This is a genomic window from Saccharopolyspora sp. NPDC002376, assembly GCF_053593195.1.
In genome coordinates, this window is sequence record NZ_JBSFBZ010000072.1 from 1 (window position 1) to 15,134 (window position 15,134).

General features: G+C 62.6%; 11 protein-coding genes. 1 reads left to right on the top strand and 10 read right to left on the bottom strand.

Features of this window, described 5'->3' with window-relative positions; all coding sequences use genetic code 11:
- Positions 1–432: 432 nt before the first annotated feature.
- From ACWCO2_RS32395 to ACWCO2_RS32420, 6 genes are all read right to left on the bottom strand, one after another.
- Positions 433–1,383: a hypothetical protein gene (locus ACWCO2_RS32395; RefSeq protein ID WP_450131599.1), complete on the bottom strand. Its 951-nt coding sequence runs from the start codon at positions 1,381–1,383 to the stop codon at positions 433–435.
- A gap of 721 nt (positions 1,384–2,104) precedes the next feature.
- On the bottom strand, positions 2,105–2,332 hold the full coding sequence (locus ACWCO2_RS32400) for a hypothetical protein (protein WP_450131600.1): 228 nt from the start codon (positions 2,330–2,332) through the stop codon (positions 2,105–2,107).
- Positions 2,333–3,151: 819 nt separating this feature from the next.
- Positions 3,152–3,292, bottom strand: coding sequence for a hypothetical protein (locus tag ACWCO2_RS32405; protein ID WP_450131601.1), 141 nt, complete (start codon positions 3,290–3,292; stop codon positions 3,152–3,154).
- A 108-nt stretch (positions 3,293–3,400) separates the two neighbouring features.
- Positions 3,401–3,619: a hypothetical protein gene (locus ACWCO2_RS32410; protein WP_450131602.1), complete on the bottom strand. Its 219-nt coding sequence runs from the start codon at positions 3,617–3,619 to the stop codon at positions 3,401–3,403.
- A 393-nt stretch (positions 3,620–4,012) separates the two neighbouring features.
- Entirely contained in the window at positions 4,013–4,969 is a 957-nt protein-coding gene (locus ACWCO2_RS32415; protein WP_450131603.1) for a recombinase family protein, read from the bottom strand.
- A gap of 61 nt (positions 4,970–5,030) precedes the next feature.
- Positions 5,031–5,219, bottom strand: coding sequence for a hypothetical protein (locus ACWCO2_RS32420; RefSeq protein ID WP_450131604.1), 189 nt, complete (start codon positions 5,217–5,219; stop codon positions 5,031–5,033).
- Between the two features lie 206 nt (positions 5,220–5,425).
- Between ACWCO2_RS32420 and ACWCO2_RS32425 the strand changes: the two genes are divergently transcribed.
- Positions 5,426–7,453 (top strand): Z1 domain-containing protein, encoded by a 2,028-nt coding sequence (locus ACWCO2_RS32425; protein WP_450131605.1) that lies wholly within the window; start codon positions 5,426–5,428, stop codon positions 7,451–7,453.
- A gap of 537 nt (positions 7,454–7,990) precedes the next feature.
- On the opposite strand, the gene ACWCO2_RS32430 is transcribed toward ACWCO2_RS32425, so the two are convergent.
- The 4 genes from ACWCO2_RS32430 to ACWCO2_RS32445 all read right to left on the bottom strand — a co-directional run bounded on the left by ACWCO2_RS32430 (position 7,991) and on the right by ACWCO2_RS32445 (position 14,866).
- On the bottom strand, positions 7,991–10,780 hold the full coding sequence (locus ACWCO2_RS32430; protein WP_450131606.1) for a tetratricopeptide repeat protein: 2,790 nt from the start codon (positions 10,778–10,780) through the stop codon (positions 7,991–7,993).
- A 194-nt stretch (positions 10,781–10,974) separates the two neighbouring features.
- The gene (locus ACWCO2_RS32435) at positions 10,975–12,987 is read right to left on the bottom strand and encodes a hypothetical protein (protein WP_450131607.1); all 2,013 of its coding nucleotides are present in this window, start codon (positions 12,985–12,987) and stop codon (positions 10,975–10,977) included.
- Positions 12,984–14,138, bottom strand: a complete 1,155-nt coding sequence (locus tag ACWCO2_RS32440) for a 5'-methylthioadenosine/S-adenosylhomocysteine nucleosidase family protein (protein WP_450131608.1) — start codon at positions 14,136–14,138, stop codon at positions 12,984–12,986. The genes ACWCO2_RS32435 and ACWCO2_RS32440 overlap by 4 nt, the downstream gene beginning before the upstream one ends.
- Positions 14,135–14,866: an NUDIX hydrolase gene (locus ACWCO2_RS32445; protein ID WP_450131609.1), complete on the bottom strand. Its 732-nt coding sequence runs from the start codon at positions 14,864–14,866 to the stop codon at positions 14,135–14,137. The genes ACWCO2_RS32440 and ACWCO2_RS32445 overlap by 4 nt, the downstream gene beginning before the upstream one ends.
- Positions 14,867–15,134: the final 268 nt, after the last annotated feature.

Below are 15,134 nucleotides of genomic sequence, written 5' to 3' on the forward strand. Positions count from 1 at the left end.
CCTCACCATGACCCACTGAACGCCACCCGCCACGCCGTAAGCCATGCTTTTCCATGCATGCCACCAAAATTCGATCATTACGGGACAAGCTTTAGCGACCTTCATTCACGTTGGGCGACAGCGTTTGTCGATGATTTTCGACAGGCGTCAGTGATTTTCGACAGGCGTCAGTCCGTGGCTGGACCTGCGATGTTCACGAGAAACAACAGCACTGGTGCGGCGCCGGTCGCCCGACGATCCGCCGGTCGGTGGTGGGCTAAGAAAAGAAGCTGGCTGCACGGACAGGGGGCAGACACGGCACCGCTGTCGGCTTTCACGCCCGCTAACGCCCGAGCTCGTGAACATCGCGTCCCGAGCGCTGGCTGTGCTTTCGGAGTTCGTGAGCACGTGCTGTCCGTATTCGTGAACAGAGCCAGGAAATCGTTCTTCCCCTCAGCGTTGCCGTTGTCGACGTTTCCTAGTGATGAACGAGGCAAAGTCAGGGCGCAGGGCAGCGCGAAACTCCTCGCGCAGAGCATCCAGGGTCGGAGTTGGCCCAGAACTTGCCGCTGTTAGTAGTTCATTCACCGGGCAACTCAGCATGAGCCCCTGCCAACCCGCGTACACAGCCAGTGTTTCGATGCGCAGCACGTCGTCCCAGTCTAGGAGCAGATAGCCCAGGAGTTGTCGCAGCCATTTGTCCACTGGTGGCGCGGATTCTCTGGTGAGCTTGATATCGACCAGCGCATCGCCGACGACGAGATCACCAGTGCCAAACCCACTGGCGATCTCGGGCGCTACGAGAACACGATCTCCCAGTTCGTGAAACGCTTCGCGCCCCTGCACCACGTACTGGGCCCACGCTTTGCCCAGCGTGTCTCTTGCCTCGTGCTCAGCCCCCAGAGAGCCTCCTTCCGTGGCGGCAACGAACCAGAACCGTCGCTGTTCAACCGACCAGTCTCGATGATTATGGGAAAGATCCCTGACCTCCATCAGGTCCAGGCATGCCGTCAACGCACGTAGTTCCCTCTCCTCGTCAACAGGCTGCGGTCCGGGTGCGCGTACCCAGTCCATCAAGACCGGATCATTGGTGATGGCAGCAGGCAACTCACGAGCCGCCTTCCGCTTCATCCCTACCGATGACAGCAGTTCTGCGTACCGCTTCGCCGGAAGATAGGTCAGCAACCCCGAAGGTTCAGGACGCTGGCAGAGATCGAGACCAATGCGAAGTTCCAGAGCCCGACCAAGATCATCCCACCTTTCGCGCAAACCGCACTCCGGACCAGGCGTCGCTTGCAGCATCTCCGCCCATCCGGCCTCGACCTCACCACGATGAGGCAGGCGATCTTTCAGCAAACGACACAGCACGCTCGTAGGACGCCGAGCCTGATCAACGATCGACATGCCATCAGGTTCCCAGAACCTACCGACAAACTCCGGCCCTGAGCAGCACTGCCATAACACCAAAACGCTGCGCTCCCACAGCCCAGCTTGGACTCACTACCGCGGCGCTGAGATCGGACCGACTGGCACCGCCAGACTCGTTCCATGCAAGTGGCGCAAGCCCGGGCAAGGTGACTCCCGGCCTGGCACCACGGCATCGGTGATCGCTTCCCAACTGTGGTCAATGCCAGGTCCCCACAGAACATAATCGCCGGGTTCTTGTAGATATGCTTCACCCTCAGTAAGCCGAATACGAAACTGGCCCTGGACAAGCAGAACCAGCGCTGTACGCTGATCTCCTTGTGTCCATTCTGGACGCCGTTCGCAAAAGCGCTGGGCAAGTGACCCGCCCACTCGGCCCCGCGACCACATCGACTTCAGCAACGACACCGGACCCTCGGCGACCTGACCAAGCTCTTGACACACCGCAACGGCTTCTTCGTGTTCAACGCCGGAATCCACGTTTAACCCGCCGGGCCGGTGCCCTAGGCTACGAGCTCCAGTACTGGAGCTCCCCCAATACGGCGGATCACCGTACATTCGCCACCCATCGTTGCGATCCTCGCCAGCCCCGAAGGGCTGGCGCCACGTAGGTTCATCAGGCCAGTGCCCAGCGAGCGTTTGTTGCGATCCTCGCCAGCCGCCGAGGGTTGGCGCCGCCGACTGCGGCGAACGCGGGCTACTACGCCGAGATCGTGTTGCGATCCTCGCCAGCCCCGAAGGGCTGGCGCCACTGCTGGTGGCGAACTGCTGTCCAGCGTCGGCGGCGTTGCGATCCTCGCCAGCCCCGGAGGGCTGGCGCCACAGCCGTGATTTCCGCCAGATCCTCCCAGAGCGCTTCGTCGTTGCGATCCTCGCTAGCCCCGAAGGGCTGGCGAGGGTCGACCCCGGCTTCGGCGTAGGTGTCCATCCCACGCACGTTGCGATACTCGCCAGCCCTGGAGGGGCTGGCGCCACGCAACGCGCCCTTCGCGGGCTGAGTGAGCATCGTGTTGCGATCCTCGCCAGCCCCAGAGGGCTGGCGCCACTCGTGCCAACTCAGGGTGAGGGTATCGAGGTCGGTGTTGCGATCCTCGCCAGCCCCGGAGGGCTGGCAAAGATCGCAACCAGCGGCAGGGGGTGCTCGTTCTCGTACGGCGCCGGTGGCGCCAGTCCGCAAGAACTCACGAAGATCGCAACATTCCCCAGGAAAGCAGATAGCCATCAGTACCTGTCAAAGAAGAAGCCAAGACCGCCGAATCACGGTTCTGCCCAGCCAGCCTTTGCGGCGATCCGCGCAAGCCGTGCACCGCTTCTCGTCGCGCAACCCGCCTGCCGTAGTGGTGACCAGACCTTCCATCGGCTCACCCACGTTGGAGAACCAGGCTTGGAGTACGAACCACCCGCCGCCTCAGCTCACCAGACGTCAAGTCAACGGAAGTTGAACAACGAAGCCAGGCGGAATCTGTACCCGGACGCGGGCCTTGTTCGAGGCCATCCGCCACGAGCCAAAGACAGCGGGAATTCTCGGGAGAACAACGAAGCCAGGCGGGAAAAAGACGAGTGATCCGCCCCGGATTCGTCGGAGAGTCTGCCGTTTTCGAGGCAATAGTCGCGCTCTAGCAGAGACAGAAGGAGGGACCGTGTCTAACTGAATTGCCTACTCGCCCATTTCGCGAAGCAGCAAGAAGCGTCCGCTAACATCCCGGACCTGACGCATCGTGCAACGATCCGGAGTCAGAGCTTCTAACTAGCCTTCGGGATCATCCAAGAATTCCCCTCCGCATCGCTTTTCGTGAAGCTCTTCAAGAATTTCCAACAAGATCATGGCCACTTCAGCGGTAAGCGATGGTGGTTCATCCGGGGTCTGCACCGTGATTTCACTAGCCATCCCCGCAGACTACAATCAAGGAAGGACACGGATAGTCCCCCGTATGGTCACTTCTTGTCGAGGGCTACGGACGGAGTGAGCTCTCTCGGTCCCGTCCCGCTGCTACGCCTATCCCGCATCCCGCATCCCACGGTCAGATGTCACGACCGAGCTGTTCTTGTTGTAGATGATGATCAGAGCGTGGTGGTCGCACAGGAACTGAGCGAGTTGTTGCGCGTCGCCGCCGAGCTGCGGTAGTGGATCATCCAGAAGCGTGCCGGTCAAATTGGCTATGACCTGGGCCAGCAGGTGGTCTTCGCGAACATAGACCCTCTTGGGCTGATCCACTGTGCGAGCTTGAGAGCTAGCGTGTCCATGGTCTCGGCCCCGCGCACTCAGGGATGGTTCTTCCTACATGAGTAGGTCCCGGACGCCAGGGGCGTCGGCCCTGCCCCCATTCCTGCGGAGATGGTCCCGCGGTCACGTCACCGTCGAGCCCTGCACCTCGAAAGGCTCGGTCACACGCACGCGGAGATGGCTTAACCCAGCGCACGAACGCAACAACAGCTCCATCTGATCGGGCTAAGCCCTCAGAAGCAGGCTGAATCTTTGGACAGGCGAGGCGCTCAGCACTAACATCGCCGCCATGAAGACGAATCCCCGGTTCGGGGATTCCTCCCACTGGTGGGGGTTCAAGTCCCTCGGACACTCTCTTACCCCACGGGTTTTCCGACTCGGAGGCTAGCGCTCCTCACTGCCGCTAGCGGGGTTTTTCTTCTGACGCTCGACGGTGGAGTCCGTCTCGAGCGCGGAAGGGTTCTCGCCGGGCGAGGCGATCAGCTCGGGAGCTGGACAGCCTGGTACGGGCCTGAGACGCCAGCCTTCGTGGCCGCACACGATCTCCAGCCCTACGCGGCGAAGATAATCACCAACGTCGTTGCCCGCCTCATCGTCGGGTGGTTCCCCAGGTTGCTGGCTGAGTAGGCCGGGTAAGGCGTCACGAAGGTGATCCTCACGGACGTACACGTGACGGGGCACCGGACTCGGCCGCGGTAAGCCTGCCTTGTAACCGTGGCGGCAGCGATACCCGGCACGACCATGCACCCAGTGCGCGTCCATACGACGGTCGCACTCCCCGCACACCACCAGATCAGGCAACTCGTACGTGCGCGCCTCGCCGTCCATGGTCGGCCGTGCAGCACGGATCCGTTGCACCGCAAGGAACGTGGACTCATCGACCAACGCCGGATGAGACCGCCGCTCGGAAACTTCCCACTCCCGCACCGCAGTCCGACGCACTACCCCTGATCCTCGGCCACCCGTCCGCCCTCCGGCGCCGTGGCCCTGGGTGGAGTGCCGGTTCCAGACCTGCCGGCCCGTGTAGCGCGGATTCTCCAAAATCAGCGCAATAGTGCGGGCAATCCACCCCTGCCCCGAGCGACGTGAGTTGCGGGCCTGATCCGCATCGGCCGGGCACGGCACACCACGGGAGTTGAGCTCCCGCGCCAACGATGCCACCGACCGACCCTGCGCCCGCTCGGCGAACATCCACCGCACCCACGGCGCCGTCGCCGAATCCGGCTTCAACCAGTGTTCGGCTTCGAGCCGGTAGGCCTTCTCGAGCAGCGGGGTATCAACCTCGTCGTACGGCGCTTCCGGAGTCGTGTCCGTGCTGCTACTGGGGCTGTGACCGGGCACGATTTTCACAAGCGTGCTTGGCGCTGACGCAGCGCAAGTCCTACACCTGTTGTTCAGTGTGTCATCGGATCATCCAGTGAAAGAACTTGGTCGCGCCTGCACCTACGCCGACCAGTGTTGCTTCGTAGGACGAATGTCCGGCCAGGGCTGTCAGGACACTTGCTCCGATGCCTGAAACGAGCGCACACAGGAAAATTAGGGCGCTGCGCATGGTCAGGAGCGAACTCGGCTTCTCGTCATCGCTAGCCACGATGGCTACTCCTTTAAGGACTCACGTCAATGGGGGGCGTCGCAGCTCGTGCGGTACGCCGACGAGCAGACTTGGGGCCGGCGTGCGTCCATGCCGACATCGCTGATCAGCCTGCCACTCAGCGTGATGATGCATCGAACGCAACGCGTTGCAGAAGTCGATGCAACGCCTGCCGAGGACCTGTCTGACGCGATATGACTAGGCAGGTGCAGCACACCTCAGGCCAATTTGCGCCGCTAAGCCCAGACCTGCCCGACCAACGCCGCGCGCTCGCCGTCGCGCTGCGCGAGCAATTCGCACTGCTCGGTGGTATCTCGGCGAGCGGATACGCCAGGAAGCAGGCGCTACAACCGAGCACAGTGACCCGTTACTTCAGCGGTGCAGTGCTGCCCTCCGAGGAATTCATCAACGACCTCATTGATGAGGTTCAGCTGTGTCTAGGGACTCCGCAGGCTGGTCAACCTGAACAGCTCTTGGAGCTGCTGTACGCTGCCCAGGACGCACACAGCGGGACGTGGGGCCACGCCAAGCGCTTGCAGAAGCAGGCCACCGCGCTTCGAGAGCGTCTCAAGGTCTCCGAGCTCCAGTATCAGGAGTTACTCGAAGAGAACCACTTCCTCCGGAATCGCCAGCCCGCAGTGGTGGAAGCCTTGCAGCACCAACTGAGCTCAGCGAAGGAACGGATCACCGCGCTTGAGCGTGAACGTGACGCGCTCCTGGTGCGCCTCGATGGCTCGGCGGCCAGCGCGCAGCATCCGGTCACGGACCGAGCTAGCAACTCCTATTGGCACTTCTACCGGAGTGCCCTCGCACTGCGCGGCTGGTCACCTCGGGCCATCACTTACACCGAATCCGTGGCAAACGACGTTCTCGCCGAACTTGCCGCCCCCTGTACTGCAAAGCCTGAGCATCACCGCGGCTTGGTCTTGTATGAAGCCGGGGGCGGTCGAACAACTGCTGCGATCGGACTAATTGCCAAGGCGATCGACGCGGGCTACCGGCTCGTGATCGTACTAGCCGGAAACCGGAACGTGGTCCGCCGGCAGGTCCAGCAACGACTGGACAACGAGCTTCCGTCGATACCTGAAGCGCCCGGCGTCATAAGTCTCACTGGGCAGGATCTTGACTACGGCAGGCTCGGTCCCCTGCTACGTGATCTCACTTTCGAGAAGCAGCAGCCGGACCTTCCCCTGAACTCGCCAGAAAATCTGCCTGGTGCAGCGACGCGTTTGCTAGTCATCAAGAAGAACAGCGCAGTACTACGGAAGCTGACAGCGGACCTGCATGCCAACCCGACCCAGCGTGCCGAGATCCCCGCTCTCGTAGTCGACTTCGACACAGATACCACTCAGCCTGGTTCTACCGTCGATCAGCAGGTCAAGTCGTTGCTCGACGCTCTGCCCCGAGCCCAGTACGTCGCCTACACAAGCAGTTCCTACCTCGACCAAGCCACCGTCGACCGAGCGAATTTCATGGTGCGCGCGCCTAGGTTTCCAGGCTTTCTGGGACCGGACACCTTCTACGACGCCGACGATGTGCCTGATGGGTCGAGGGATATGGCTACATCCGGGGAGAAAGCTTTTGTCCGCCGGGTCGATTGCGACGACAGCGGCTTGCTCGCTGCGATGGATGCGTTTGTGCTGACAGGCGCGATGAAGATCCACCGTTCCCAGCAGGTAAGAGACTCGTTCTCCCGGCACACACTCTTCGTGCATGCATCTCCCCGGATCGACGAGCAGGATGCGCTTCGCGCGCAACTCGCATCCTGCTGGCAGGCAGCCGATTACACCGGGCCGCAGGGCCAGGACCGGCTTCGTAAGCTCTTCATGACCGACGTTCTGCCTGTCTCACGTGCTCGTGCGGCAGACATGGACCTGCCCTCATCCTTCGACGAACTCGCCCCCGCGCTCACCGCCGCATTGGACCGGGTCGGCGACGAACCGATCACCCGAGACCTCGGCACAGGGATGGAGCCCTTGTGGAAGATCGTCGTATCCAGCGCCAGCAAGGAGAGCGAGCTAGCAGGCGACGGACTGACCATCCTCCATCTCCACCACACCCCCGGGCCGAACACCATGCTCCGGATATTCGACATCTGGTTCGGATTCCGCCCCAGCTACGCGGATCTCGTCCGGCTCTACATCCCACACCAGTCGCCATCCGGTACTGACCTGTATGCACAGCTCGTCAAATTCTGGCGCGACAATGAGTTTCACACCGAACAGGACGAATGAAGCAGACTCGACCACGCCGATCAGAGTCGCCAGATCGAGGCCACCACGGCCTGTCGCGTCCTGACACGCCGAGCAACACAGGTACAGGACTTCAGTGAGAAGGCACTTCCCCCCAGCACAGCTAGTTGACAAGTCGTGGCTGCCTTGCCGACCATGTCGACTACTCGGAGTAGGGGGCGAGGCGAGTGTCTCCGGCTAGGCGCTGCACAGGCGCGGCGACTGAGAACAGTCCTGGGTTGTACGCCTGCTTGTGGTGGTGGTGGGTTGCCAGGTTCACCGGTCCAACAATTGTTCCTGCTTGGACCGCGTTGTTCATGGAGCCTTGAATGCTGTTGTGGGTGCGCGTTGTTGGCTGTTCCACTTCTGTTCCCCAGATCGTAATGCGCCCGGTCCAGCAAGGCGCATCATGGAGTGTGTGCACGTCCTGATTCGGGTACGTCCGACATGTCGTTGACCACGACCGATCACGCGCGCCAGCTCGTGATCGACTACCCCAAAGTGCCGGGATTACGGGATAACTTTGAAGCACGAACCAGTTCAGTTGAGGTCGCTCCAGTACTCGAGGTCTTGCTGGGTGGCGAGTGTGTCGGGGTGCCGGGCGCCACGTATCTCTTGTTGGGCGGCTAGTACCTTTTCCAGCTCGCTGACGGCACCGGTCGCATCGCCAGTTTGGCCGCGGAAGAACGCGAGGCTGTGCCGAGTCGTTAGGGTGACGGGGCTCACCGGCCCCAGAACCGCGAGTCTCTCCGCCAGCAGCTCTTCCAGCTTGGTGATCGCTACGTCCGCGTCACCCGCGAGGCCTTGTAGGAAGATGAGGCTGTGGCGGGTGGCCAACGTATCGGGATCCCTAGGGCCGAGTGCGTGTAGTTGTGAGGCGAGCACCTCTTCCAACTGCATGGCTCCTTCTGCCACGTCTCCGGACTCCGCGCGCGTGAACGCAAGGTGGTGCCGCACAGCCAGCGTGGACCGATGGTCTGTCCCGTGCACCTGTAGCTGAGCCTCGAGCGCGGTCTCCAGTTCCGCTATCGCTCCGCGGAGATCTCCGGTTCGACTGCGGCAGCTCGCGAGGTGACGCCGGGTCAGCAACGTCGCAGGATTTTCACCGCCGCATGCCTGTCGCTGGGTTGTCAGGAGCATCTCCAGTTGGGTGATCGCTCCGGCAATGTCACCGGCCCAGTCCCGCCAACGTGCGAGGTTGCGTTGAAGCGTCAACGCCGCGGTGTTGTCCGGTGCCAGTAGCGTCAGTCGCGCGACCGCGATCTCATCCAGCTCGCCGATCGCTTGTGTCAGTCGTTTTCCCCTGTCACGCCATTCTTCGAGGTCGTCCTGTGTCTTCACCGTCGCGGTGTGGTCCGGGCCGAGCGCGTGCCGCTGGGCTGCCAGCAGTTCCTCCAACTCCGCGATCGCTGCGGGTATGTCGCCATCCTCTGCTCGCCAGTCTGCAAGATAGCGACGGGTGATCAAGGTCGTGGAGTTCTTGGGACCGAGCTCCTGTAGGTGCACGGCCAGCAACTCCTCCATCTCTGCAATCGCCCCAGAAACATGACCGTCCGCGCGGCGACAGTGTGCGAGTTCGTGCCGGATGATCAACGTGAGTTGGTCTTGGTGGCCAAACCGTGCCAACACGAAGGCCAGCACATCCTCCAACTCCGCCACAGCGGCCGACGCTTCGCCTGCCCGGCGGCGCCACCCCGCAAGGGCATACCGAATGATCAACGTATCCGTGTGCTGATCGCCCAAGGTACGGATGGACTCGTCAAGGAGCCTCTCAAAGTAGACAACCGCGGAGCCAGGGCTTTCCGATCTCCCCTTGCTTCGGCCGAGGCAGTACAGGAGGGTGTGCGCTCCTTCCGGCCCTTGCAAGAGTTCGCGTCTGGTGTGGTGCTCAAGGTTGTTGGCGTTATCTGCCAGTTCGCGGTCGGGGATTGGGATGTCTGCCGGCCAGCGGCGCATGAGCGCCTCTGCTGCGCACCATGCCAGTGCGTCAAGAGGCTGATGCTGGGGAATGTCATCGCGGGTCGTGCGTTGCACGAGGGCATGCACACGAAGTCGCCTATACCAACTCGCGGTGTCGCGAGTCGCCAGGCTGAGACGGTGCAAGTTCGAGAGCGCGCCTTCAACCTGTTCCGCGTCGATCACCTCGTACGAGGTGATCGCGCTCAGGTGGTCCAGAACCGGTGGCGCCGTGAAGACCTCGAGAGGGATGCCGTTGCCGTCCAGGAGTGAAGCCAGCTCGAGCAGCGGGCGTGCCAGTCCTACCGGCCGGAGCTGGTTGGCCGCGTGGATCGAAAGGGACCAGGTCGCTGCTAACGTTGTCTTGTGTTCGTCTGGAAGTCCCTCATCGTCGGGGAACACGTCCTCGAGCCGTCGCCTTTTGTCAGCTAGCCGACGTCGGTACTCCGAACAGGTGATGCCGCGCGTGGCGATGTACGCGGCGGCCTGTGCCAGAGCCAGTGGAAGATAGACGAGGTCGTTGGCGAGTTTGGCCGCGTCCTCGGCCTGGTAGCGGTCACCGAGCTTGTCACGGAAGTAGTTGAGGGATTCTTGGCGGCCGAACGAGCCGACCTCGATGACATGTCGTCCGTCGAAGGCAGGTTCGCCGCGTCGGCGAGTCGTGACGATCGTATGGCCGGCATCGAGGGGCCAGAGGCCGTTGAGATCACGAGGGTCCTGCAGATCATCGAGGATGACGAGCCACCGCCCGGACGTAGTTTCCATCCATGTTTGAAAGTGCTGACACCGGTTGGCGGTGGTGTCACCGTCGAAGTCGTTCGCCTCGGGCAGGCCGAGCTTGCCGGCGACTCGGGCGTAGCCGTTGACAATCGCGTCCCGTGAGTCGGCCGTGATCCACACCAGCAGGTCAAGTAGCTGGCCGTGGCGGTCCTGCCGCCATTGCCGTACGAATCGTTGAGCGAGTTGGGCAGCAAGCTGTGTCTTTCCTACCCCGCCCAAACCGGTCAGGACATGATGCCGCCGGCGCCCTTGACTCGCTTCGGGTACGGACTGCTTGTCGCCCTGTGACCACTCACGCTCCAGCTCGTTCCCAAGCTCCTCACTCAAGGCACGGTGCTGGAAGGAGCTCGCCAGTTGCGGGACGACACCCACCAGAACAGGCCAATCCACCTGTTTCCGAGCCGTCTGGCGGTCAGCTGTCCCCCGATCACCACCCGGTTTACTACTGACGAAATCCCAGACTGTGCGAGCTTGTCCGTCCTGCGCGCCCGAGTGGAAGTGCACATCACCGTGAATCTCGCCAGTCTGGAACGCAGGACCGAAGACTCCCCCACTTATCGAGTTGAACGACGTCCGCCGCTCCTCCTGCCCCACAGGACCCCCTACCAGCGCTGAACGACATGGCCCCATCCACATCGCCGACCAGCGATCAACCTGAAACTGCTTCAGGCAGTATGCCGGTTACCGCCACTGCCGTGAACCTGAGCTCAGGTCTTAACGAGGAGTCAGCTCTTGCCCCTCGATCCCCAGCTCGAGCTCAGTGCACCGAGTTGGATCCCAGTGGCAGTTCAGGCAGCACCACCTTCCGCAGGTCCGATACCGTCGGCGGCCGACGGAAGGTCGCCGGCGTTGCGCTTGGCATGGGGGTCGCGGTCGATCCAGCCTTTGCCCTCGGCCGCGATGCCTTCCAGGATGTGCAGGGCGTGGGTGAATCCCGCGGCATCGAGGTTCAACTTGGAGAACGCGCCCGGGCTTTCACTTGCGTCGTCACGTTGCTTTGCCGGGTCCATGACGCGAATGTCCCTGGTGGGTCCGTTCGTCAGAGTCAGTTGCAAGGTGTGGCTGAGCTGGCCTGCTCGAGCCACGTGGACCGAAGAGACAGCGTCGAAGCGGTAGTTGTTGCGTTGTTGACCATTGAAGTTCGCGTGCTCAAAGTCGAGCTCGGTGCTGACTTCGCGGACACCATCCTGTGTGATCAGGAACAGGCGGATGTCGTACTTCGAGTAACGCCACGGGCCGCCAGGGACTCGAGCTCGCTTGTACTTGGCCGCGGGCGTCTGCAGGAAGGCGTAGGCGATGATGTCGCGCCACGCCAGGTGGTAGTGGCGGAGCGCTTCGTCGAGGACCATGGTTTTGTCGTAGTCGAGCCAGGCTTCCATCTCGTGCTCTTCAGGACGGGTGGAATCCAGCTTGTCCTTCCAGCGCTGGCACGCCGCTATCCGAGCTTCCAGGGCTTCCTCGTACTCCTGATAGTCCTCGGCGTACCGTCGGCGCTCACTGATGATGTGCAGCCATCGCATCGTTGCGGCTCGCCCGCTCACCAGCGCAACGCACACAGCGAACGCCGTCAGGAACACGTCCGTCTGCAATGCCGCGTCAATCGCGCTTACGACCGCAGCGGCGGCAGCAACGAACGAGAGGACGCACCACACCTTCATCGACGACGGTGTTCGGTACCGCTCACGGTAGGACCACAGTGTTCCGGATTCCCAACGTCGCCGGACGTCGCTGACGAGGTGACGGATCAACCAGTTGACCCGATCGATCTCGGTGCGGTTTTCGCGGTAGAGCTCCACGACCTCGTTTCGCAAAGCGGTCTGGATGCCGTGGGTCTCGTTGAGCCACTGCTCCCGGGACGTTCCCTTCGGCACGTATTTGCCGAAGTAGTACCTGAAGAACTGGCTCACCTGGCTGGCGAACCCGTCACCGGAGCTGCGGTCGATCCACATCGTTGGGAGGTAGACGCGATCTTTGGCCCTCAGCCGCGCGTTTCGGTAGTGCCAGTCCAGCGCGTTACGACATCCGACGTATCCGGCTGCGATCGCAAACAGGTACGCGAGGACCGGAAGCGTTGCCGCCTGCTGCAGAACCAGCCAGCCGAGATACCCGAAGGCCACGCCGAAAAGCAGCGACCAGATGACGGCGCGGATGTAGTCCGTGTCAGTGGTGAACACCGCGGCGGGCCGTAGCGCTCGTGCGCCGATCGGACGGGGGTGGAAATATGCCCATACTCGGTCGAGGCGGTTCCGGTCGAACCGTGCTTCTGTGGCCGCGTGTCGGGCCTCAGCCCAGACCGCGTCCTTGATGCCGCCGGTGAGGACGAGGTCCAGGTGGCGGACGACCTTGTCTCGTTGGGAGTCGCGTAGCGCTAGTAGCTTGTTGACCGCATCGCTGGGGTCACTGTGCGAGTCCTTCAGGCAGTCCAGCAAGTCGCAGATAGCTGATAACGCACGCTTCCACTCATCATCCTCGTAAATGCTGAGGAGGTCGGTTGTGCGTCCTAATTGGTCCCGCTCGGGGGGTGTGAGGTCGCGGTAGGCCCGCTTGCTCAGCATGGCCAGCACCCAGTGGAACCGGACTTCTGCGGTGTCATGTCCCTGTGCGATCGCGTCGTCGATCAGGTCTCGGGCCCGGCTGGGTACGCCGTCGTCGAGGAACTGCACACCGATCTCGTACTTCCGGCTCGGCGGGTCGTCAGGAAGTACCTGGTACACCGTGGAGTTGTGCACCTCTTCGGCCTGGATCCCCACGGTGGCTCCGGGCTCGGCGGTGTTCTTCGTGGCCGTGGCGGGTGGGTTCATGACAACCCGTTCGCCGCCGTGATCAACGGAGCTACCTTGGCTGCGAGGTCTGCCAGGTCGGCGACGAGCCCACGCAACCGCTTGAGCGCGACGATGAATGCGCTCTTGCCCTCTGGCGTGTTGGACTCCAGCGCCTTGCTCGCGTTGTCGAGCTCGGTCTGTGCTGCCTCGTACGTGGTGTCGTCGACGTTGCCGGCGGAACGCTCGCGCATGAGGTGGTCGCGGATGGCGGCCAGCTCTGCACCGAGGTCCGCCGGCGTCGAGTTTTGGGACGCCCCACCCATATAGACGATGTTCCCGGAGACATAGCCGGCCTGGATCGCGACCTGGCTGGAGCGCGAAGCGATGTTGGTGATGCTGCTAGGTCCTTTGCCGCTGTTGGATTCGCGCATCGTGTTGTGCTCCTGTTCCTTGATCAGTTCTTCAGCAAGCCGGATGGCGAAGGCGGCCGCGTTGTCCGCGGCCCGCGGCTGCCAAGCTCGATCGGTGTTGGTGCTCTTGGACCCATCCGCCCTGTCACTGATGCCGCGCACGATGCTTACTGGAGTGCCGCTGAGATGCCCGGCTTGCGCCACGCCAGCCGATTCCATCTCGATCGCCAGCGCATCGTTGAAGTGCTGCCGGACCCATTGCGCTTCGTAGGAGACACGGGAGTTGTGCACGATCTCTCCAGCGGCGATGGCGCCGAAGTGCACCTGCGGCACGTGGGGGCTAGCCGACACGCCGTCCAACCAGTCACCGGTGCGGCCAAGATGTGAGACGAGCTGGCTGATCCGATGCTCGGCCTCCCACATGCGCGGACGGGCTTTGAGACCGTCGTCTTCGCTGGTGCCACCGTGGTAGGCGTAGACCTGCTTTGCCACCACCACATCTCCTAGCGGCAAGTCGTCCCACAAAGCACCGGCAACACCCACGAACAGCACCGCCACCGGCGAGAACTCCTGAATCGCCCTCTCAGCCAACACCGCAGCGGGATGGTTGCCTTTGTCCGTGAGTCCCAGCGCCACACGGCAGGTCGTGCCCCGCACCGTGCCGACTTCGAAGCGGGTGCCCCGCTCGTGGCGATGCACCTGCAGATCGACCAAACGCCGGCGAACAGCGTCGTACTCGAGGTTCAAGGCAGTGAGGACCACCACCATGTTCTTCGTCATCGATCCCCTTCAACGCTCGTTGTTGGTTCGGGTCGCACCAGAGGCGGATGCAGCACCTTTCGAGGTCCGGCCTGGAACAATCGCGCGGGCCGCCCTTTCGTCGTCCTGCGCTCTCCCTGTGCCGGGATGATGAAGCCCGGGACCTTCTGGACCTTGCGGTAAAAGTTGCGGGGGTCGAGCTGCACGCCCCACACCGCCTCATAGACCTGCTGCAGCTCCGCGATGGTGAAGGTTTCGTCGCAGAATGCGGTAGCCAATGACGAATGCTCCAGCTTGCCCCGAGCCCGCTCCACACCGTCGAGCACGATCTGCCGGTGGTCGAACGCCAGCTGCGCGCGCCCGGACAAGACACCATCGACCGGTACCCAGGACGCTCCCGCCGCGTCAGTCCCCGCGACCGGCTCGGGCAGACCAGGCGCGATCGCCAGGTATGCCACGGAAACGACTCGCCCGCGCGGATCACGACCAGGAGCCCCGTAGGTCCCCAACTGCTCCAAGTGCAGCCGCGACGGATCCAGATCCGCCTCCTCGCGCAACTCGCGCTGAGCAGCGGCCAGGAGGTCCTCACCCGCATTGCTCAGAAACCCACCAGGCAAAGCCTGATCACCCACGAACGGCTCTACACCGCGCTCCACTAGCAGGACATGAAGCGCCGAACCGCGCAGCGTCAAGATGACCAAATCAACTGCGACCAACACCGCGGGAGGCGACCAAGACCCATCGGACATGGCAGCGACCGTAGCTTATTGTCAAACAGACAGAAAGATGTCATCGGAAACCATGGCAACGAGGACCCAGATGGACTAGTCCGGGACGAGGACACGCCGGCCCGCGGTCGGATCACCCGACCTCCGCCTTGTCGAACGACCTCCGCCCTGTCGAACGTCTGCATCCATCGACGCCGCTGCCTCCACCATCCCGCCTGAACCAGCAGCAACATGGATCGGACTCTGCTGCGCGGCCACAGACGACAGCTCGGAATGAGCCTGCTCGCAC

Coding starts and splice junctions, on each gene's coding strand:
- ACWCO2_RS32395 (WP_450131599.1), bottom strand. CDS start 1,383: ATGTCGATCGTTGATCAGGCTCGGCGTCCTACGAGCGTGCTGTGTCGT.
- ACWCO2_RS32400 (WP_450131600.1), bottom strand. CDS start 2,332: ATGGACACCTACGCCGAAGCCGGGGTCGACCCTCGCCAGCCCTTCGGG.
- ACWCO2_RS32405 (WP_450131601.1), bottom strand. CDS start 3,292: ATGGCTAGTGAAATCACGGTGCAGACCCCGGATGAACCACCATCGCTT.
- ACWCO2_RS32435 (WP_450131607.1), bottom strand. CDS start 12,987: ATGAACCCACCCGCCACGGCCACGAAGAACACCGCCGAGCCCGGAGCC.
- ACWCO2_RS32440 (WP_450131608.1), bottom strand. CDS start 14,138: ATGACGAAGAACATGGTGGTGGTCCTCACTGCCTTGAACCTCGAGTAC.
- ACWCO2_RS32445 (WP_450131609.1), bottom strand. CDS start 14,866: ATGTCCGATGGGTCTTGGTCGCCTCCCGCGGTGTTGGTCGCAGTTGAT.